Origin of the sequence: Prevotella sp. 10(H), from assembly GCF_000711235.1 — a bacterium.
GTDB lineage: Bacteria > Bacteroidota > Bacteroidia > Bacteroidales > Dysgonomonadaceae > Dysgonomonas.
Genome location: NZ_JOMI01000007.1, coordinates 89,308 through 110,305, shown reverse-complemented (window position 1 = coordinate 110,305; position 20,998 = coordinate 89,308). Strand labels below are relative to the sequence as shown.

The 20,998-nt window shown below is 40.9% G+C and carries 10 protein-coding genes; 1 reads left to right on the top strand and 9 read right to left on the bottom strand.

What is annotated here, in order from left to right:
* Positions 1 to 25: 25 nt before the first annotated feature.
* The 9 genes from K348_RS0111975 to K348_RS0111940 all read right to left on the bottom strand — a co-directional run bounded on the left by K348_RS0111975 (position 26) and on the right by K348_RS0111940 (position 18,140).
* Positions 26 to 2,593 (bottom strand): glycoside hydrolase family 3 C-terminal domain-containing protein, encoded by a 2,568-nt coding sequence (locus K348_RS0111975; protein ID WP_029905185.1) that lies wholly within the window; start codon positions 2,591 to 2,593, stop codon positions 26 to 28.
* 23 nt (positions 2,594 to 2,616) lie between these two features.
* Positions 2,617 to 3,927, bottom strand: coding sequence for a glycosyl hydrolase family 28-related protein (locus K348_RS0111970; RefSeq protein WP_029905184.1), 1,311 nt, complete (start codon positions 3,925 to 3,927; stop codon positions 2,617 to 2,619).
* Between the two features lie 37 nt (positions 3,928 to 3,964).
* The gene (locus K348_RS0111965; RefSeq protein WP_231496785.1) at positions 3,965 to 5,599 is read right to left on the bottom strand and encodes a family 43 glycosylhydrolase; all 1,635 of its coding nucleotides are present in this window, start codon (positions 5,597 to 5,599) and stop codon (positions 3,965 to 3,967) included.
* A 153-nt stretch (positions 5,600 to 5,752) separates the two neighbouring features.
* Positions 5,753 to 5,830 carry a hypothetical protein gene (locus K348_RS19200; RefSeq protein ID WP_156032902.1) on the bottom strand — a complete coding sequence of 26 codons (78 nt, stop codon included), beginning with the start codon at positions 5,828 to 5,830 and terminating at the stop codon, positions 5,753 to 5,755.
* Between the two features lie 458 nt (positions 5,831 to 6,288).
* The gene (locus K348_RS0111960; RefSeq protein WP_029905182.1) at positions 6,289 to 7,038 is read right to left on the bottom strand and encodes a DUF3823 domain-containing protein; all 750 of its coding nucleotides are present in this window, start codon (positions 7,036 to 7,038) and stop codon (positions 6,289 to 6,291) included.
* Between the two features lie 20 nt (positions 7,039 to 7,058).
* Positions 7,059 to 9,107, bottom strand: coding sequence for a RagB/SusD family nutrient uptake outer membrane protein (locus tag K348_RS0111955; protein ID WP_029905181.1), 2,049 nt, complete (start codon positions 9,105 to 9,107; stop codon positions 7,059 to 7,061).
* Positions 9,108 to 9,121: 14 nt separating this feature from the next.
* Positions 9,122 to 12,376, bottom strand: a complete 3,255-nt coding sequence (locus K348_RS0111950) for a TonB-dependent receptor (protein WP_029905180.1) — start codon at positions 12,374 to 12,376, stop codon at positions 9,122 to 9,124.
* Between the two features lie 649 nt (positions 12,377 to 13,025).
* Positions 13,026 to 15,905 carry a glycoside hydrolase family 3 C-terminal domain-containing protein gene (locus K348_RS0111945; RefSeq protein WP_029905179.1) on the bottom strand — a complete coding sequence of 960 codons (2,880 nt, stop codon included), beginning with the start codon at positions 15,903 to 15,905 and terminating at the stop codon, positions 13,026 to 13,028.
* Positions 15,906 to 15,923: 18 nt separating this feature from the next.
* Positions 15,924 to 18,140 (bottom strand): glycoside hydrolase family 3 C-terminal domain-containing protein, encoded by a 2,217-nt coding sequence (locus K348_RS0111940; protein WP_029905178.1) that lies wholly within the window; start codon positions 18,138 to 18,140, stop codon positions 15,924 to 15,926.
* Between the two features lie 252 nt (positions 18,141 to 18,392).
* On the opposite strand from K348_RS0111940, the gene K348_RS0111935 reads away from it, so the two are divergent.
* The gene (locus tag K348_RS0111935; protein WP_029905177.1) at positions 18,393 to 20,981 is read left to right on the top strand and encodes a hypothetical protein; all 2,589 of its coding nucleotides are present in this window, start codon (positions 18,393 to 18,395) and stop codon (positions 20,979 to 20,981) included.
* Positions 20,982 to 20,998: the final 17 nt, after the last annotated feature.

The following is a 20,998-nucleotide window of genomic DNA, read 5'->3' as shown; positions in this document are numbered from 1 at the left end:
TAATTAAAATTCTTAAACCATCTGATTATTTCTTCAAAGTGAAATTTCCTTTTAATTTAATATCGGAGGATGAAGAGCCAACCATAAATTCAAATTCACCAGTAGGGTTGATGAATGATTCAGTTTTGTCGTCCCAATATCTCAATAAGTCTTTCCTTATTTCTATTTCAACTTTTCTGTTCTCACCTTTCTTTATTGTATTACGTTGAAATCCTTTCAGTTCCTTCATTGGCATAACGACCCCTGTTTCCGGCATTTTTACATACACCTGAGAAACTTCATCCCCTGACATCTTTCCGGTATTTTTCAGATTGAATGATACTTTTACGGATGTACCGGCATCTTCAATCTTCAGATTATTATAGACGAAAGTTGTATAGCTCAGGCCATAACCGAAAGGGTAGAGCGGCTTCCCCTTGAAATATTGATAAGTGCGACCTTTACTAATATCATAATCATCAAAAGCAGGTAACTCGTCTAGAGTATTGTAATAGGTAATCGGTAACCTTCCACCCGGATTATAATCTCCGAATAATACTTCGGCTACAGCTGTACCTCCCTGCTCACCCGGATACCATGCATTGACGATGGCCGGAATATTTTCTTCCATCCAGTTGATGGCCAGTGAACTGCCGGCTACCAAGACAACTATTGTATTCGGATTCACTTTGTATATTTCCCTGATAAATTCCATTTGTTCAGCTGGAAGGTGTATGTCATATCGGTCCTGACCTTCGCGTTCGATAGTCTTGTTTATTCCCAATACTGCAATTACCTTTTCACATTCGCGAACGGCTTTTCCGGCTTCGCCGTACATATCGAGACGTTCTTTCGTGCCGATAGAAGGAACTTTCCAATAAAGCTTGGCAACCGAATTATCACGGTTATTAAAATACTCGGCTTTGATGTCATACTCTTTTCCAGCTTCGAGCCGAAGTGAAACCGAGTCGGTGGCTATACTTCTTTCGTGCCATGCATCTATCAGCTTTTCCCCGTTTATAAAAAGGCGGCAACCATCATCGGCTGTATAATAAATGGTATAATCTCCCGTAACTTCGGGACGTAATTTTCCTGTCCAACGGATCGATAGAGGGAAAGGAGGAATAAACGGATCGGGTGCCTGATTTGCGGGTTCGAAATTTACCCATTCTTCGTTTCTTACTTTAGCTTGTCCCGAAAGATCCATATTTGTATAATATTCGGTCTTTAATCCACCGGGGAAATATGCTGCAGATATCATTTCTTTTCCGTCCAAAGCCGATTTCCAAGGTGCATAAACAATTTTAGTTTTATCGCCGACTTTATCTTTTATCCCTTGCAGAATAGAAACAGGAGCATTTGCAGGAATACCGCTATAATCGCCGAATTCACTATTTCCAGCGTTGATACCTACAACAGCAATGGACTTAACTCTTTTAGAATTTAATGGAAGCGTATTGTTCTTATTTTTCAAAAGGACAATACTTTGACGGGCACTTTCCAGCGCCAGTTGTTTGTGTTTTTCAGATCCCACAACAGAAGGAGAAATCTTATTATACGGATTTAGCTCAGGATCATCAAATAATCCGAGTTGCATCCTTGCCCTTAATACCCTGTAAGCAGCAGTATCTATATCAGCCTGAGAGACCATATATTGATTATACGCATTCAACAGAGGTTGCATGTATACATCATCGCCACATTCCAGATCAAGACCCGCCTTGATGGAAAGTGTCGCTGCAGCTTCTTTTGTCTTTACATATTTCATAGCCGATACGAGCAGGCTGGGACCTCCACAGTCGGATACTACATATCCGTTAAATCCCCAATCATGTCGGAGAACCTTGGTCAACAGCCATGGATTAGCAGTACAGGGTACATCGTTTAGGGCATTATACGCCGACATAATAGAAGCTGATTTTCCTTCTCTCACGCACATCTCGAATGCAGGGAAATAATATTCGCGCAGTTGCCTTTCCGATATTTGAGGATTACATACAAAACGGTTATGTTCTTCGTTATTTGCGGCAAAGTGTTTAGGTGTAGATACGATTTTCAGATAGCGCGGATCGTCTCCTTGCAATCCTTTAACAAACGCCGTTCCCAGCACTCCCGACAGATAGGGATCTTCACCATAGGTTTCAGGTGTACGCCCCCAACGCGGATCCCGAGCCATATTTACTGTAGGAGACCAGAATGTAAGCAGGTCGGTAAAACGCTGTGTTTGCAACTTACCTTGTTCGAGTTCGTTCCAACGTCCCCGAGCTTCGTCCGAGATAGCAGTAGCAACCTGATAATGAAGTTCGGGGTTCCACATACTGGCCAATCCTATAGCCTGAGGGAAAACGGTAAATCGCCCCGGCCTGAGAACGCCGTGCAGTGATTCATTACCGTGGTAATACTTGGGTATCTGTAACCGTTCGATGCCGGGAGAGGTTGCCCTCAGTAGGCTGATCTTTTCCTCTATGGAGAGTTTGGATAATAAGTCAGTGATGCGGTCATGCATCGGTGATTTTTCATCCAGATATGTATCTTTTTGTTGGGCGTTTACCGAAGAAAATAGCAGGACTGCACAGATTAGCAGTCCTGTTATTCGCCTATTAACCTGTTTCATTCTTATAAAGTGTTTTTTATTAATTAATTATCAGTTCCCAGATTTCCGTTTACAAAACTGTTTTTAGCATTATTCTCGATCCGTATTTTACCTTTAATGGTATTTTCACTTATAATGGCACGGTCTACAGCATTTTTTAGGATAATTTGCGGACTATTGTGAATAAAATCACAACCTCTGACCAATACGGTACCGCTATTAGCCTGTATCGCAGCACGTCCTTCGTTATTCCTGTCCCATTGAACGAATATGCAATCTGAAAAACCGACAGTTCCCAGCCCGTCGATCTTGGCAATCTGGTTGCAAGGCCCCCAGAAGGCACTGTTCATAAAACGGACATTCCCTTTGTTGGCGGCGGTTACTTCCACCATTGTGGGATCGTCACCGTGCATGGCTACGAATTCACCATTCGTTATAAGAATACCGTATGCAGCACTTTGCTCTACCTTGACGGATGTATGGCAGGCATCTGCCCCTATACCGAGGAAATTCCCGTTGCATGAGCCCGTACTTCCCTGACTAGCCCCGAATTTGTATCCTACATTATATCCGAAACAAAATGTATTGAGAACATAGTGCCAGTCGGTACGCTCGAAGATGAATGCTTCACCGTGTTGCCGTTGCCAGTTGTACAATGTAGGTCTCATGCTCCACCATGGATTCCAATGTACATTTTCTATCCTTCCTATATCGTAGATTGCATCTATGTAGATGCCCCTGCGCAAAGGTTGTCCACTTATATTCCGGATTAGCGCCCTTTCGTTATGTGAAGCATCTATTGCATTATACGGATTGAGCATTTCCACATCCAGCAGCGCGGGATTTTTTCCTTTCATGGCTACGCCCCACGGATATGCATCCGGAACCTTATCAGGATCCTGAAGTGGCCAGTACATAACTATACCTTTTAGCGTACTATTGGTATTGATAGTAATAGCAGGTGTAGCGTCTATATCTTTTCCTTTATTTCCGGTGATAAGAAGAGTCGTACCATCTTCCCCGGGTTTTGGTAGTCCTTTATCTCTGATGCCGTTGTGTGCCGGTACAGACTCGAAAGCTCCTTTCAGTGTCACGGCCTGAGGTATATTCAGCGAACCTGCTATAAGGTAAGTACCATTTGGCAAGTATACTGTTCCTCCTCTGCTGCCGAATGAGTCCATGGCTTTCTGGATGGCCTTTGTATCATCTGTTTTGCCATCAGCTTTTGCTCCAAAGTTGAGGGCAGAAACTACATCTTTAGATTCAGCATAAGGCTGGATATCGACATTTCTTTGTTGGGCTGACAAACTAGTAACTCCAAGTATGAGGAGTACGGCTATTATTAGTTTTTTCATGATAAATAAGGTAATTTATATTATATAGATTTCAATATTATTCTGATGTACTATATATCTTTTCATTTTTTGTAATTCCGTTTTCGTTAAAAGAATCGATAGAGAAATAGTACTTTGAATTGCGGTTAAAAAATCGCCCTTCAAAGTGCGTATCGGAATATATCATTGTCGCATTTTTCAAATAATCTTTATTTACTCCCCATCTGATAATATAGCCGGTTGCATTTTCCACTTTATCCCATCCCAGATTGATAATACGCTTATCATGTTTATTTCTGAAAACCCGGAGATTTGAAACTTCGGCCGGTGATTCTCCCTGGCCATGCCCGAATACCCTGAAATCGGAAATAGAAAACTTTCCCTCCATATCTTTTGTATTTTTGATACGGATATACCTCGTCTTGGATGGAGAATTCAATACGATTAGTTCATGCACCATATCTTTTGTATTTGATCTTCTATCTGCAATAATACTCCAACTGCTTCTATCCTGTGAGCCTTCAATATAATATTGATAATATGGCCGTACATCTGTCGCTTTTAAGCTAAAATCCTGATCCGCAAAATTCACTTGTAGGGCATTTACTAGCATCTCTTTGCCCAGATCGATTTCCAACCATTCACCGGCTTTTCCCGATTGTGATGACCACCACGTTTCTACCTTTTCATCATTGGCATACCGGGCTTCGTATCCCGGTAGCGAGGATGAAGAAGAAATATCTTTAGCACATGAAAGGAGATTCCATTTCATCGAACAGTCATTATTTTCCATATCTGCTTTTTGATCGGGAATATGGAATGGATAATCAGTCAGTACTGTATGGGCATACATATTATCGTCACTTGCCATATAGGCAGGAAAGAGACCCAGACGCCTTTCGAACATATGACGAACCGATATTTTCATTGTTGCTACATGCCAATAGTTACCATACTTATCCTTAAATGTATGTCCATGGCCTGCCCCACCGATAAAACCACCGGGTTTAAAGGAAAAAGGGCCGTTTTCTACATATGTATATGGTCCCAATGGGTTATCCGAAATGTAAATCCCATCTCCATATACACGGTACTGTGTGCCGGGAGCAGCATATTGCAGATAATATTTACCTTTATATTTTATCATGCATGGCCCTTCGTTGTATCCGTTACGGTCTTCCTCGTTGTTATCACCGGGAACTTCCCATCCGTATTTATCGGGCTGATGAGTAATCAATATTTTAGCTTCTGCTTTTACCTTAAAAGCATCTTTAGGATCGACTTCTACACCTATTATCGGGTCTTTATCCGAGCATCCCCAATACATGTATACCCGTCCGTCATCGTCTTTGAAAAAGGCAGGGTCGACGCTACCTGCAATCTGGAATTCGAATTTGGAATGAATGTCTTCCCAATTATCTATATCGGGATTTGTATTTTTGAAAATTTTTGGTTCGGAGGAACTCATAAAATATAAGGCATCATCCATAACCAAAATAGTAGGCGCATAATGTTCTATAGTCGTTATCGTTTTACATGGGATATATGTCCATTCGCTCAAGTCGGGCGAACTCCAGTAGCCGCCCGATTTTGAGGCGAACAGATAATACTTACCCTTAAAATATTCAATGACAGGATCGGCGGCTTCTCTTCTGCTGGGATCATCGAACTGGAAACGATAATTCAGGTTCATAGGATTAGCTACTATCCTTTTATTATTTTGACTATTTAGGGAAAGGCTTTGAAAAAAAAGTAGCCCTAAAAAGAATATTATATGTACTCTCATATTATTTATTATAATAATTATTATTTAGAAGCCGAAAGCGAAATATCGTTGGCATATTCTCTATACAGAACTTTCAAAACAACGATACAGAGATGTATAAAATACAGATTTCTCTGTATCGTCATCACCTTGAACCATAATTCTACCTAAAACCTCATTCCATGCTAAACTATTTCTCAGATTTATTTATAATATCTTTTATGTGTCTGACTGAACAGGAAATTGTTCTTTTTCAGAATATATATAGACTATTGTATTATTTTCTAATTTTTGGAAGCCGCTTATAACATTACCTTCTATTTTTATTTCTAATTTTTGGAATAAAAATCAGGTAGAATGGGCTGTCTTGTTTTTTGAATACTCGTACTATCATGATTTGCAGATATACAAGCTTATATAATAAGAACACAAATTAAGAAAAAGGTATTACAGATTTTCATGATATGTAATTACCAAGTTGGCATTATTTTCTACAAAAGCAAAAAAACTTATCCCAACTAACAGATCGTTTATTTTTCCATTAACATCCGGATAAAAGATAATCAAAATTTCATAACCCGGAGAGCAAGTCTCCGGGTTATGAAAATCTTTAGTTGCTATTCTACCTTAAATTCTACTATTTCAGTATAGTTATACTTCTGTGCATTATCATTTACGTTAGCTCCCAACCGTACACGGTATGTATATCCGGGATTGGCAATTAACTCGATAGGACCAAATTCATAAGTCTCATTACCTACGCCGGTGGCCATATCTCCAATCTCATTCCAAGACTTATTCAGTTTCTTAGTATGCTTGTCATCAGGATTCAGCTCTCCAAGATTGGCAGTTGCCCCACAAAATTTGGTCCAACTTATAAACGGCTTAATTTCCCTTACATTTGGTAAGCCTTCAGTAATAGGAGCTTTCAGTTTACAGGTCATATAAAGGTTACTTCCTTCCAGCCTCCATGTAAAATCTGTAATCTGAAGATAAGGAGTTACTTCGAAGTTCTGGGTCAACTCACCTTTAAGCACATGGCCTTCTGTCCTTTCCGCAGGCCAGAAAGGCCCATTAAAAGGTTGCATGGCATACGTTGCGTTAAAAAGTTTGGTATTCAGATACGTTCCGTCTTGCTTCACCGGAATATTCTGCGGCGAAACAGCATCTCCCCAACTTGTTTCCCATATACGGATCTGAAAATCGTCCGTGCTGGTAAGAATATTCTTACCCGTAGTTTTATCAATCACATTTCCCATCATGGTTGAAGAGGGAGCATCGTAGTTGTCGACATCGGTATAGCAAGATGAAAACATGAGCGTTGCTACTATTACCAGCGACAGTTTATATAATAATTTTCGTTTCATATCTGTTATTTTATTAATTGTTACCATAGAGGATTCTGGATCAGTTTCGGATTTATATTTATCTCACCGCCAGGTAGATTTTCGTAATACGCCTTTTTTTCGAAAGTAAACTGCTTCCAGTCTGTGGTGTATTCACGGATAAAGATATATTTACCTTCACTGAGTACAAAGTAAGGATAGACTGCATGTGGGCGGAATTGCTGAAGAGCGAAGGTAAAGCCTTTGGCTCCGGTCACAGGATTCACAGCATCGCCACCGTCGAGCCTGTTGAGCTGGTCAGCCACCCTCCACCGACGAATATCCCACCACCGGTGGTTTTCGATAAGCAATTCCCTAGCGCGTTCTTCGCGGATGTATTCCAGGTTTTCGTCCACAGTTTGGCCATTGATAACATATGTAGCTGACGGAGATGACTTAGGAGTCCATGCAACGCCGCCGGCACGCTTGCGGATGCGGGCTATATTCTCGTAGGCCAGGTCTTTTTGTCCCAATTCGTAAGCGGCTTCCGCCTCGTTCAACAGGATTTCGGCAAAGCGGAATACTTTCCACGGATGATAACATATATTTGCAGCTGCCATTGCTATGCTCAGCTTATAATCCACATACTTGCGCATAAAAACACCCGTAAGGCTGTTGTTCTCAGCTCCTCCCCAACTACCATGGTAATCGGAAATCAACTTATCCGGACTCTTCGACCAGTCCCAAGCAGTCTGATTCGGATTATTAGGATCGAATGTCCATCGTTTACCTCCTCCTACAGCCCTGTTATTCAGCGCGTTTATACCACTTGGGGCATTAATATCTCCCTGTGCGGCATCAAGCATTGTTCCCGTATAAGTATTGTAAACCCCTCTTTGTACTGCGAATTTGTTTCCGCGGAGTTCTTGTCCCGAGAAGTAGAAGTTCGCCCTCATACGTGGTTCTAAGTCAGTGGTTTGCCACAATTCTTCGCGTGTATTGAAGCGGCGCGGTTTACCGTCCGCATCTTCCAGCGGCAGCTTCTGATACAGTTCCAGTGTTTCTAAAGAAGGATACCACTGCGAGCCGGGCCACTGTGCCATACCATCTATATTTCCGTTTTGATATTGTGGCGAAGCAGCGCCATCGTAACTGTGGTAAAGCTGTGCATCGGTACTCGCGTCCTGGCTATATTGCTTTACAAAAATATCTTCCTTATTAATTGTCAGGAACAAATCCACATAATTTTGCTCTTTCTGGTCCTGTGGAAGATTTTCACCAACCAGTTCATAAGCGGCATTACTCTTTATCATTGCGCTACCTTTCAGCGATTCGGTAAAGAAATAATTGGCCTTGTCGATAGGGATACCTACCAAACCAGCTTTTGCAGCAGGGTCGGACGAAGCTGTGGTATAATCGCCGTACTTGGCAATGGTACCTGCATACAGCATAGCGCGCGACATCAGAGCAGCAGCTACATATTTATTGCCTCGTCCTATATCCGATTTTTCAGCCATGTTGTTCATGGCAAACTCGAGGTCATCGTGTATAAACTGCCATGTATCCAGTTCGGTAGCACGGCCCACCATCAATTCTTCCCGGGGTGCCGTAGGACTTTGCACGTTGGCGATGAGGGGTACACCTCCATAACGTTTCGCCAACCCGAAATAATAGAATGCCCTCAGAAAACGGGCTTCACCCATCAATTCGTTATAAACCTCTTCGCTAAAATTTTGCCGATAGTTAGGTAATGCTTCTATCGCGGTATTGACATAGCGTATACGGTCGTAGGGCCAATAGTCAAATCCCCCGATTTCGTCTACGTTGCCCCGATGACCTACCAGTTCACCGTTCACCGTACTCTGATAATCTTTGGGAATATCCCAATGATTACCACCATTGAAGCCATAACCCGGGCCGTTTATTTTATAATTGAAATCTTCGATGGGCAGCATCTGATAGGCAAGCACAAAATACGATTTAATACCTGCTTCACTTCCTAACAAAACGGAAGCATCCATTTGCCCTTTCGGGTCCAAATCCAGATCGCTACAAGAAGCCAGTGCCAGCGCTGCCAGTCCTGAAAGTAATATGTATTTTATCTTTTTCATAATTATGAATATCTTTAAAATTTAATAGTTGCACCAATGTTCCATGTACGGTTCAGAGGATATCTGTAATTGCCAGTAACATCATTGCTATTTTTGTCTCTATTATCATCTATCGCACCACCCTGTCCTCCGGGATGTTCCGGGTCCATGCCGTCCAAGCCGGTGAAAGTAAGCAGGTTGTATCCGCTTACATACAAACGCAGACTTTTCGCTCCTACTTTTGATATTATATTTCTAGGGAAGGTATATCCTATTTCTAAAGACTTCAGGCGCAGATAAGAAGCACTCTCGATGCGGGTCGATCCGTCAGGGTCATATTCACCGCCTGTAGTAACCGGGTATTTTCCGGGTATCCATTTAGATGTAGGATCATACATTTTGGCAGGATCTTCCGGATGCCATCTGTCCCAGAATTTAACATTTGTACCTCCATCGTTCCATCCCAAAGGCATAGCATAAGTTTCGGTATATCTGTAATGGATTCCGGCAGCCCCCTGGAAGTTGGCGTTCAGGTCGAAACCTTTGTAGGCGGCTCCTAAATTGATTCCGTAATTGAACAACGGCATGCCGAAAGTGGCCAATGGCTGCATGTCGTCATCGTTGATTATACCGTCGCCGTTCCAGTCTTCATGATAGTACTCACCCGGGCGCATACCACCGCCACCGCCGATATTATAGCCATTAAAATTGTAGATTTGATCGAAGCTTTGGTATTGTCCCAATGTATTTCGTACAAACCAGATATCCTTGTAGCGATTGGTATTGTCTCTGCGTTTCCAATTCTCGAAAGAGTTGCCGGCCGGTCCCTGATCCAACTTTTCTCTCCACTTATTACGGGTAGCAAACATATTGGCGCCGATGTTGTATTCCACTTCGCCTATCTTGTTGCGATGGTACACTGACATATCGTATCCGAATGTGCGGTCCGTGTTCATGTTTTCTTCAGGCATTTCAGCACCTACAGTTTTTGGAAGTGCATCTGTTGATCTACCTATAAGCCCGCTTCTGTTGCGCACATAGTATTCGAAACTACCCCCTAGCAGGCCATTCCACATTTCGGCTTCCACACCTACGTTAAGCATATTGGCTTTATACCATGTGAGGTCGGGATTCGGTAAAGAGGTCGGCTTCAATCCCGATTCCACGCCAGTGCCATATATCCAGGCTATTTCCCTGTTTATCTGATACGCTGCACTCACTGTAGGATAAGTGGATGCGGCGCCGTCATCTCCCATCACGCCATATGATCCTTTCAGTTTCAGGTTGTTGATAAATGCCAGAGGCGATTCTTTGAAGAATGTTTCTTCGCTGATGCGCCAGCCTGCCGAAACCGAGCCGAACAGTCCCCATCGGGAACCTTTCGGGAATTTCGATGAACCGTCGTAACGGCCGGAAACTTCCATCAGGTATTTACCTGCATAGTCGTAGTTAAATTTACCTACAAAAGCTTGGGTCGATCTGTCCCACGGAGAACCTGAGTTCATAGATCCCACCTGACCGAGAGCATCGCCGGCAAACAGATATTCGGAATTCAACGACATGAATCTTTTTGCATAAAAGTTATCGCCTGTGCTGTATCCGTCTTCGAAGAGCACAAGGGCTGCTACGTTGTGCACCTTGTTGAATGTACGATTGTAGTTCAAAGAGAGTTGCAGATTGCGGTTGTCCCATTTCTCGTCCATTCGTTGGATGGAGCGCTTCGAAGGCGAGCCAGCGTCTCCCTGTATAGCCCCTCCTGAAACATAAGTATCTGTAGCTTCATCATATATGTAGAGACTGTAGCCTTTTTTGAACCATTTGGAGTCTTTGTCGCGGAAATCATAATAGTAAGAAGCCTTAGCCGATAATCCTTCGATACCCGGAATATCGTAAGTAAGAGACAGTTGTCCGTTAAATTTACGGTTGATATACTCATTTTCTCCCACATATTTGGAATCGGTGTTGGCTAAAGGATGTCCGTCGATCAGGCGATTGTATGTTTCGCCGGGAGAAGCGTTCAGATAGTTCGGATTATTATTTGCGTACAAAGGAACATGAGGTTGCTGTACAAATACATTCTTATAAACAGTCCAGATATCTATGCCTGGTTCTTTCATTTCATCCATATATCCGCCCAAAGAAACTGAAGCCCTGAGACGTTTCGAGATATTCACATCCACATTAGAACGGAAATTCCAACGATTGTAGTTCATAGAATTGCTTCTGAGGGCAGATTCCTGATCCATATAACCCAGATTGAAGAAATAACGAACCTTTTCGGAACCACCGTCCATGGTGATATTATGTTGCTGCTGCATGGCATTGTTTCTGAAGGTTGCCCCTAACCAGTCGGTTGTTTGTCGCGTTCCATCCCGAAATGGTTGGTAGTCTGCATCCGTAAATATAGGCATTGTGTTACCCCTCAGTGTATTGTACCAGCTACTAGCATAGGTCTTTTCATTTACCAGATCCATGTATTGCATTGCATTCACGTTATTGGGCACATGCAGGAATGACTGCCAACCGAAGTTAACTCCATATTGGATTTCAAAGGCCTTAGGACTGGATTCTCCTCTCTTGGTGGTTACCAGTAAAACACCGTTAGCTGAACGCAACCCATAGATAGCGGCAGAAGCATCTTTCAGGATGGTAACGCTTTCTATTTCTGAAGCATCCATACGTTGGAATGTATCGTTATCGGAAGGAACGCCGTCGATGACAATCAGCGGGCTACCTAATCCGCGGATATCGAACTTAGACTCGAATGCCCCCGGACGGCTACTGGTCTGCGTTACACGCAATCCCGGTAGTTTGCCGGCTAGCATGTTCACCACGTTTTCGTTCTTTGTTACGGTAATTTCCTTGCTGCCTACGCTTGCTACGGAGCCCGTCAATGTAGCTTTCTTTTGTGTACCGTAACCTACTACCACTACTTCCTCTAATTGAGTATTATCTTCAACAAGCCTTATGATGAAATCGATATCACCACCAACATTTATTTCCTGTTTCAGATATCCTAGAAAGGAAATAGTCAACTTTTCCTGAGGTGTAGCTTCGATAGTAAATTTTCCGTTGACATCTGTTAAAGTACCCCGTTGAGTACCAGTGACAATGACAGATGCCCCGGGAATAGGTTCATCCTGAGTGTCGGTAACCACTCCTTGGATTGTTTTAGTCTGTGAAAATGCAATTAAGGGCATCATCAGGCAGACAAACATGAGAATGAAATGCCGCAAACGGCAAATTGCACTCTCTTTCTCAGATTTTCTCTTTTGTTTGTGATTTTCCATAATATAACATCTTAATAAATGGAGGGTAATTAAATAATACTAATGTGTTTTTTATGAATGTGAAGGTCATGCATATAGGATTATGCCTCGTCGTAAATAGTGCCGGATATAAAAAGTCTTATTTCAAGGAATTATTAATTCTCTGAAATAAGACTATGGGATATAACAAGTCGGGACAAAATATTTTTTATTAATATTTGTCCTTCTGATTTTAGAATTTGTGTTACATTCTCTCTCTCTCTCTCTCTCTCTCTCTCTCTCTCTCTCTCTCTCTCTCTCTCTAATAAAATACAGTTAACTTCCAAATTATCATGACAATAATTTGAAAATAAAGTTGTAATATCCTGTATTTTTATTAGCATAATTTGTTATTATCTTTATTGTGTGAGAGTCAAATGTAGTATAAATAAATCGTTTTTAACCGGTAAATTATCTCGGACTTTTACTTTAGCATGACGACAGATTCAATGATTTTTCCTAAGAGGAATTAATTGCATTTCTTTTTTTCATATTAAATATCAGATTTATAGAGATTAGTTTTTAGCGAAATTAAATAACATATATTAATACTTATCTAAAAATATCATTAATGGTATCATTAAAATTTCTATAATTATCAGATTTAAATCTTTTATTGATGCGTTTTTTCTTATTTTTCAGTATAAGTAACACTTTTGTATTTTGTTATAAATTGTAAAATTTGGAAATCGCCTTTCTTTATTTCAAATGTGAATTGTTTTTCTTCATTCGGATCGAGATCATAGTGGCGGTCGTCACCTGTTTTAATACCATCTATAAACAACGATAATTTTCCTGTATCTGTAATCGTTCCCGTATTGGTTACTGTTACGTAGGCAACTTTACCTTCTCCTTTCGGATTATTTTCAACATTTACGATTGTAGTTGCAAAGTCAGACCTGAAATCATAAGGATATTCAATCTCTGTCATTACGCCGTCTTTACTATCTTCGAATCCTACACTGTCTTTGATTCTGTCGGCAGCTATGTATGAAGGGCTTTTACCTCCAATTATTATTTTGAAAGTTCCTTTCTCCACTACTCTGTCCATTTTGTCGTTTAGTAATGAAAGCTGATATGGATTGAGGGTGAACGATACAGTTTTTGACTCTCCCGGATTCAGATGCAGTCTGTCGAAATCCTTCAGTTCCATAACGCGGGTCTTTACACTGGCATACATATCGGTGATATATAATTGAACGACCTCGTCACCTGCAACTTTGCCTGTATTGGTAACTGTGGCTTCCACCAAAATATTACCGTACTTATCAATATCGGTTTTCAGGTTCGAATAACTAAAAGAAGTATAACTCAACCCATACCCGAAACGGTAGAGCGGATAATAAGGCATATCCTCATATTGATACACGCGGCCGGAAGTCTTAAAGTTGTAATAGAGAGGCAGCTGGGCGACATCTCTCGGAAATGTCATAGGCAGGCGGCCGGCAGGATTATAATCCCCAAACAGCACATCTGCAGTAGCAGGGCCTCCTTCTTGTCCGGGCAGCCAGTTGACGAGTATTGCCTGACAGTTTTTCGAAGCATAACTCAGGTTGTATGGCCTTCCTGCCTGAAGAATAAGGATAACCGGTTTTCCTGTTTTACATACAGCCTCAAGGAGCCTTTGCTGTTCGCCCGGTAGTATAAGGCTTGCATAGTCGTGGTTTTCACCGGAAGTATTGCGTATTCCTTTAAGCGCCTCACTTGTAGAACAATCGCCAAGTACCATTACCGCTACATCTGCATTTTGAGCAGCCTTTACAGCCTTCTCTATTTCTAAGTACTCAGTACCGGTAAAATCGCAACCTTTTTCGTAAATAACATTACTTCCGTTACCTACAGCGGCTCTGATTCCGGTAAGAACTGATTTCAACTGATTCGGCTGAGGTTTTGAGGTATAATCTCCCGGTTGCAGATTGTCAGCACCGGGGCCTATTACCGCAATTGCTTTTACACTTTTGGAAAGAGGAAGAATATTGTCTTTGTTTTCAAGTAGTACCATAGATTCGCGGGCAGCTCTGCGGGCTACTTCTTTATGTGAATCGCTGTTCCATCCGGGATATATTTTATTCCAATCGAGTTGTTTTGACGGGTTATGTTCAAAGTATCCGTTCCGAAAGAGTGTGTAGAGCATTGTCCTACAGGTAAAATCCAGATCGTCCATATTCAGTTCCCCTTTTATTGCCGCTGCAATTACTTCCGGATCGTTATAGGTATCTCCGCAATTTGTTGCGATACCTGCGGCCAAAGCCTGTTTTGCGGCTTCAATTCTGTCTTTTGCCGTATAATGTTTGCGACTGGTAAGATTACCTAATGCACCGCAATCGCTGACAATAAATCCATCGAATCCCCATTCGTCGCGAAGAATCCCTTTCAACAGTTCTTTGCTTTTAGCTACAGGAACTCCCAGATAGTCGGAGTAAGCCATCATCAATGATTGGCATTTATAATTCTTGATTACATGGCGAAAAGGAACCAGATGTATTTCCCGCATTTCGCGTTCAGACAGGCCTATATCATGAGAATCGCGTCCACCGAGCGGAGCGCCGTGTGCTGCAAAATGCTTAGGAGTAGTCATGAGTCCTTTCGATTGATAACCTTTTATCCATGCACCTCCTATTTGAGATACCAGCACAGGATCTTCCCCATATGTTTCTTCGCAACGACCCCATCTGGCATCTTGTGCTACATCCAGCACCGGAGACCATGCCTGCACAGCATTTGCACTTACTGTTTCATCGCCGATGACCATTGCTACTTCTTCAGTAAGTTTTTTATTCCATGTAGCTCCCATACCAATAGCCTGCGGAAAGATTGTAGCACCGCTCCCATAGGAAAATCCATGTATAGCTTCCACTTTCATGATAGGAGGAATGCCCAGATGAGCGACTCCCGGAATTCCCCAGCCTTCGCGCAAGAGTTCCATTTTATCGGCTGTTGTCATTACAGATAGCAAACTTTCTACACGAAGTTCTAAAGGGAGATCGGGATTCATATACGGCCTGTCTTTCAAAGGCACACGATCTACTTCGGCTTTTTTATCCAAAAGGAAAATTCCTATTTCTTTTATGGAAACAGCTTTTTGTATCTTTCCTTTCCTGAATGATAGTCTGACGTGTGCGCCGTATTTGGGAGTAAATGAAAGCTTGAAAGCATTTCTTTCCCTTTCCACAGTGTATTTTACCGGATTGCCCAGATTCATCGGGTCGTATGTAATATATATGTCCAACAGACTCTGGATCTCCTGTGCAGATATATTATTTGTAGTTAGTAGTAATTCTTTTACATCTCCGGGATTTTGAAGTGTAAGCATTAACCATTGGTCTGTTCCCATGTCTTTAGACGCCAGATCCCAACCCGATCTGATGTTCTTATCGGCTACATTTGCTACGGAATTTGAATTTACCGATGCTGTGGCAGATGTAATATTCGTCTGTTGCGCAATACAGGATATACTGGCTGACAGAAAGAATATTAAGCCTGCAATCAGAGACTTAACTATCTTTTTCATTGTTAAATGATTAATTATTTATTGATTATTTATAATATATTCCTGTCCTGTAATATTAAATTCTTTTTCTACTACCGGAAGTTTTTGCGCGTTGGTTTTCGAAGGCGATGTCCCTCCGATATATAATTTGCGCTTTCCTGCTTTTACTTTCAATATACCTTCCGCTTCTGCCAAAGCAAATTCTTTAGGAGATAGTCTGAACACTATATTTTTGCTTTCTCCGGCTTTGAGGAAGATTCTATTGAAAGCCTTCAATGTATACAACGGTGTCTGTTCTTTCGCTGTGGGATAACCCATATAGAGTTGAACAACTTCTCCGCCGTCGATTTTTCCTGTATTTTTCACATTTACGGTAACTTCAATGCTTTCTCCGGCTTTTATCGATGAAGGGATTTGTACAGAAGAATATTCAAAATCCGTATAACTCAGTCCATATCCGAACGGGTAAAGGACTTGTCCGTCGAAGTAGCGATAAGTTCTGTTTTTCATCTCGTATGAATTAAAGGCAGACAGATCGCTATCTTTTGCATAGAATGTAACCGGTAATTTACCCGATGGATTGTAATCTCCGAAAAGAACATCCGCAATAGCTGTTCCGGCGTCTTGTCCTCCATACCATGCATTTATTATTGCGGGGATATTAGCTGATTCCCACTCAGTGGCTATTGCGCTTCCTGTCATCATTACAAAAACTGTTGGGATATTGGCGGCCTTAAGAGCTTTCATCAGATCGGTCTGTATTTTGGGAAGTTTGATGGAAGTTCTGTCTCCACCGGTAAATCCTTCTATATTGACAGGCATTTCTTCACCCTCCAGCTCAGGGGATATTCCTCCGACAAAAACAACCATATCCATTCCTTTCATCCTATCGACCAATGCCGCAATATCTTGTCCACTATTCTCCGATGGAGTGACAAATTCGATACCCTTTTCATAAATAACTTCCGCTTTAGGCAGTTTCTTTTTAATAGCCTTGTATGGCGTCATTATTTCAGTAGGGAATCCGCTGTAGTTACCAAGTACCGATACTTCGTTATTAGCATTCGGCCCGATAACTGCAACCTTTTTCATCTTTTTGTTGAGCGGTAGGAAATTATTCTCATTTTTCAATAGTACAATCGATTCCCGTGTGATTTTTCGCGCTAGTTCTTTATGCTTCGATGATTCGAGAACTGAGATAGGAATATTCGCATATTTTACATTTTCGGCCGGATCGAACAAGCCTAGCCGTAGTCTTATAATGAAAAGCCTCTTCAACGATGTATCTATCTGGGCTTCGGTGATCAATCCCATTTTGACGGCATCTACCAATCCCCTGTAGGCATCGCGGCCACAATCTAGATCAGTCCCATGGAAGACCGCATCAGCAGAGGCATATTTTGCATCCGGATGAGTTTTATGATGCCTGTAAAAATCATCAATAGCGCCACAGTCGGAAGTAACATATCCGGTGAATCCCCATTTATCCCTTAATATCTCCTGCATCAACAGATTGTTCCCACAACAAGGCTCACCGCTATACGCATTATATGCACACATTACCCCGGCAACTTTCGCATCCACTACCAGATCGCGGAATGCAGGCAGATAAGTATCCCATAAATCAAAAGTGGTAACAAATGTATTAAATGTATGACGGGTATTTTCGGGTCCGCTATGTACTGCATAATGTTTTGCGCAGGCAGCGGCTTTCAGGTATTTAGGATCATCACCCTGTAATCCTTTTACAAAGGCTTTACCGATGGAACCGGTAAGGAACGGGTCTTCACCGTATGTTTCCTGTCCTCGCCCCCAACGCGGATCACGAAATATGTTGATATTAGGAGTCCAGTATGTCAATCCGTGATATATAGCGCGGTTTCCTTTGGAGGAAGCATCATTATAAATAGCTCGCCCCTCATCCGATATTGCACCAGCTACCTCTTCTATTAACTTTGTATCCCATGCTGCCGCCATACCTATAGCCTGCGGGAACACAGTAACCTTATATTCTGTACGTCCTATTCCATGCAGACATTCGTTCCACCAGTTATACGAGGGTATATTCAGTCTGTCAATTGCAGGAGCGTCGTTCAACATTTGCATTACCTTTTCTTCCAGAGTAAGACGAGAAACGATATCGGCTGCCCGTTCCTCAAAAGATAAATTTGTGTTTCGAAAAGGATAATCCTGTCCTGAGAGAGTATTACAGAGCGCAATACAGATCAATAGTGTAAGTGCTTTAGTTGTTTTCATGGCAGTTAGATTTTTACATTTAAATGTATGATACAAAGGAAACTGCATTGTATTAAAAAAAAGGAAAAACAATCATTAATGAAGGACTTAAAATTTAATTAATCCGCAATATTAATGAGCTATTTAATTAAAAAAGGATGAATTAATAGAAATCACATATTTTTTAGTTGTATGGGTAAAAGAAATAAAGTATTTTTACATTCATTAGCATTCGTTATATTCAGAGAAACACAATACACTCACTATAAATTGATGAAAAGAACCTCCCTATACATATTAATTATTTTCCTATCAACTTTAGCAAATACAGTTTTTGCAGAGAATATAGATTATGGCTTGTTTATAAAAGCTTTTCCATTCAACGATCAGGAAAAGACTTCTTTGGTATTAGAAAATAATCAGCCAATCAAGCTCAAAAAAGAAATGACAATGACATTCGATATGAATGTCAGGAAAGATAATGTATTCGGAATAGTTTTCAGAATCATAACAGATAGGAAAGATAATATAGACCTGATATTCACAGTCGGAGAAAATGATAAACGTTATCCGATGCTGGTGGTTAAAGAATCGGTTTATATGATTTCGGAAGAGGTCGTTTGTGATAAATGGCTCCCGGTAAGCATTACCTTATCTTCCGAAAAGAATGAAATCTCTATAGTATATGATACAACAGAACTGTCGGTTCCTTTTGAGCTGGCCCATGCTAATAATGCTATGATATCATTCGGCTTGTGTCCGTTTCAGGGATTTACGCTTTATGATATTGCATCTGTTAATATACGCGATATAAATATATCGCACGGTAAGAATCCTTTTCGGTTGTGGAAATTGGAGAATCATGACGGGGAGCAAACTATCGATCAGATTGCACAAATACCTGCGATAACTACCAATCCCCGTTGGATATCAGATATTTATGCTTCATGGGATAAAATATATTCTAAACAGATAAAGGAGAATTCTCTCTTTGCATTCGATCCTAATAAAAATGTGATCTATATCGTGTCGCCTGATTCGAAAGAGGTTATATCTTTTGATACGGAAACAAAGAAAGAAGAAATAATAGCTGTCAGGGATGGTTTGGTTGCTGCGAATGCACCGAATCAGATATTTTATGATTCGCGTAAAGACCGGTTATCCTCTTATAATCTGGACGAGAATATTGTTTCCCATTTTTCTTTTAGTTCCCATTCATGGAGTAATAAGACTAAATCTATACTGGAGCATGGGTACTGGAATAATACAGTATCGTACTCCCCGCTGGATTCCACGCTTATATCATTCGGAGGATATGGATTCTATAAGTACAATAACGACCTGATCCGTTTATCTCTCGATCAGAAGTCAATAAAGAAATCTAATTTACCCGAAATACCTCCGCGCTATTCCGTCTCTTCGGCGATAGTCAATAATACACTGTATATTTTCGGAGGAAGAGGGAATAAATCGGGAAGACAGGAATTATCCCCTAGAAATTATTATGATTTCTATTCTGTAAATCTTTTATCGGAACAGATAAATAAACTATGGGAAATAAATCAGGATAGTATAAGTTCAGAATTCCTTCCCGGCGAAAATCTGATTTTCGATGATAAAGAGGACTGCTTTTATGTTTTTACCTCTAAAGATGGAGGTACGTTATTGAGGATAAGGAAAGATCGTGCGGGCTATGAGCAGGTATCATTCTCGGTCAATGAAGATCTGACATCACACTATCTATATACAAACTTGTATTTTTCACCGGGGCAAAAGAAATTCTATGCCTTGATGAATAAGATAAAAACGGACAAATCTGCCGAAGTAGCGATATACTCATTAAATTATCCGCCTATAACCATTAATATTTCAAGCACAAGTCTTCAGGAAGCAGACGAGGATTACGATACATCTCATTGGATTATCATATGTGGTGTTCTGGGGTTAATTGCCGCTTTACTGATTTTGTATTATTTAGTGCGGAAAAAATTCGAGAATAGGAGATCCGGCAATAGACAAGAAAACGGAATAAAGGAAGTAAAAAATATATCTTCGGATATAGAAGAAAAAGCTGACGGCAAGTTAATGGAGCAGGAACAGGTCTATTATGATTTTTCCAAGCAGTCTATATGCTTTCTTGGAGGCTTTAACGTAATGGATAAAAACGGGGAAAATATTACAGGTCTCTTTACTCCTATGCTCAAATATTTGCTTGTTCTACTTGTATTAACTACCGTAAAAGACAGTAAAGGAATATCAGGTAGAAAACTTATCCAGCTACTGTGGTATGATAAAAATGAAGAATCGGCAAAGAATAACAGGAATGTATATTTGAGTAAATTACGGTCTGTTTTGGAGAATGTAGGCAGTGCCGAGATTATTAATCAGAATGGTTTCTGGACAATAAAATTCGGAGAAGATATTATATGTGATTATACAGAGGCAGTCCAATTATTTACTGCAATAAAAGATCGGGATACACAAGATCAAACAGATCTGGATAAGCTACTGGAGCTTCTACTGAGAGGAGTATTGCTACCAAACACAGAAGCCGACTGGGTAGACGGTTTCAAAAGCGACTTCTCTAACCTTACTATCGATATTCTGACGGAACTTTCTCAAAGTGATTATTATAAGCTTACAGATGATCTTAAATTGAAAATCGCAGATACCCTCTTTCTGCACGATTATATAAATGAGGTGGCATTATACCTGAAATGTTCTATTTATTTTAATTCAGGCAAAAAAGGTATAGCAAAAACCGTTTATGATAATTTCAACAAGGAATACTCTAATTTACTGGGTACGAAATATAAATACTCCCTTACGGACGTTGTCGAAGGAAAGAATATCGAGCATTAATCTTTCTTTTTCCTAAT

What these genes read in the sequence shown, in the direction of transcription:
- K348_RS0111975 (WP_029905185.1), bottom strand. Translation starts at nt 2,593, where the DNA reads ATGAAACAGGTTAATAGGCGAATAACAGGACTGCTAATCTGTGCAGTC.
- K348_RS0111970 (WP_029905184.1), bottom strand. Translation starts at nt 3,927, where the DNA reads ATGAAAAAACTAATAATAGCCGTACTCCTCATACTTGGAGTTACTAGT.
- K348_RS0111965 (WP_231496785.1), bottom strand. Translation starts at nt 5,599, where the DNA reads ATGAACCTGAATTATCGTTTCCAGTTCGATGATCCCAGCAGAAGAGAA.
- K348_RS19200 (WP_156032902.1), bottom strand. Translation starts at nt 5,830, where the DNA reads ATGGTTCAAGGTGATGACGATACAGAGAAATCTGTATTTTATACATCT.
- K348_RS0111960 (WP_029905182.1), bottom strand. Translation starts at nt 7,038, where the DNA reads ATGAAACGAAAATTATTATATAAACTGTCGCTGGTAATAGTAGCAACG.
- K348_RS0111955 (WP_029905181.1), bottom strand. Translation starts at nt 9,107, where the DNA reads ATGAAAAAGATAAAATACATATTACTTTCAGGACTGGCAGCGCTGGCA.
- K348_RS0111950 (WP_029905180.1), bottom strand. Translation starts at nt 12,376, where the DNA reads ATGGAAAATCACAAACAAAAGAGAAAATCTGAGAAAGAGAGTGCAATT.
- K348_RS0111945 (WP_029905179.1), bottom strand. Translation starts at nt 15,905, where the DNA reads ATGAAAAAGATAGTTAAGTCTCTGATTGCAGGCTTAATATTCTTTCTG.
- K348_RS0111940 (WP_029905178.1), bottom strand. Translation starts at nt 18,140, where the DNA reads ATGAAAACAACTAAAGCACTTACACTATTGATCTGTATTGCGCTCTGT.
- K348_RS0111935 (WP_029905177.1), top strand. Translation starts at nt 18,393, where the DNA reads ATGAAAAGAACCTCCCTATACATATTAATTATTTTCCTATCAACTTTA.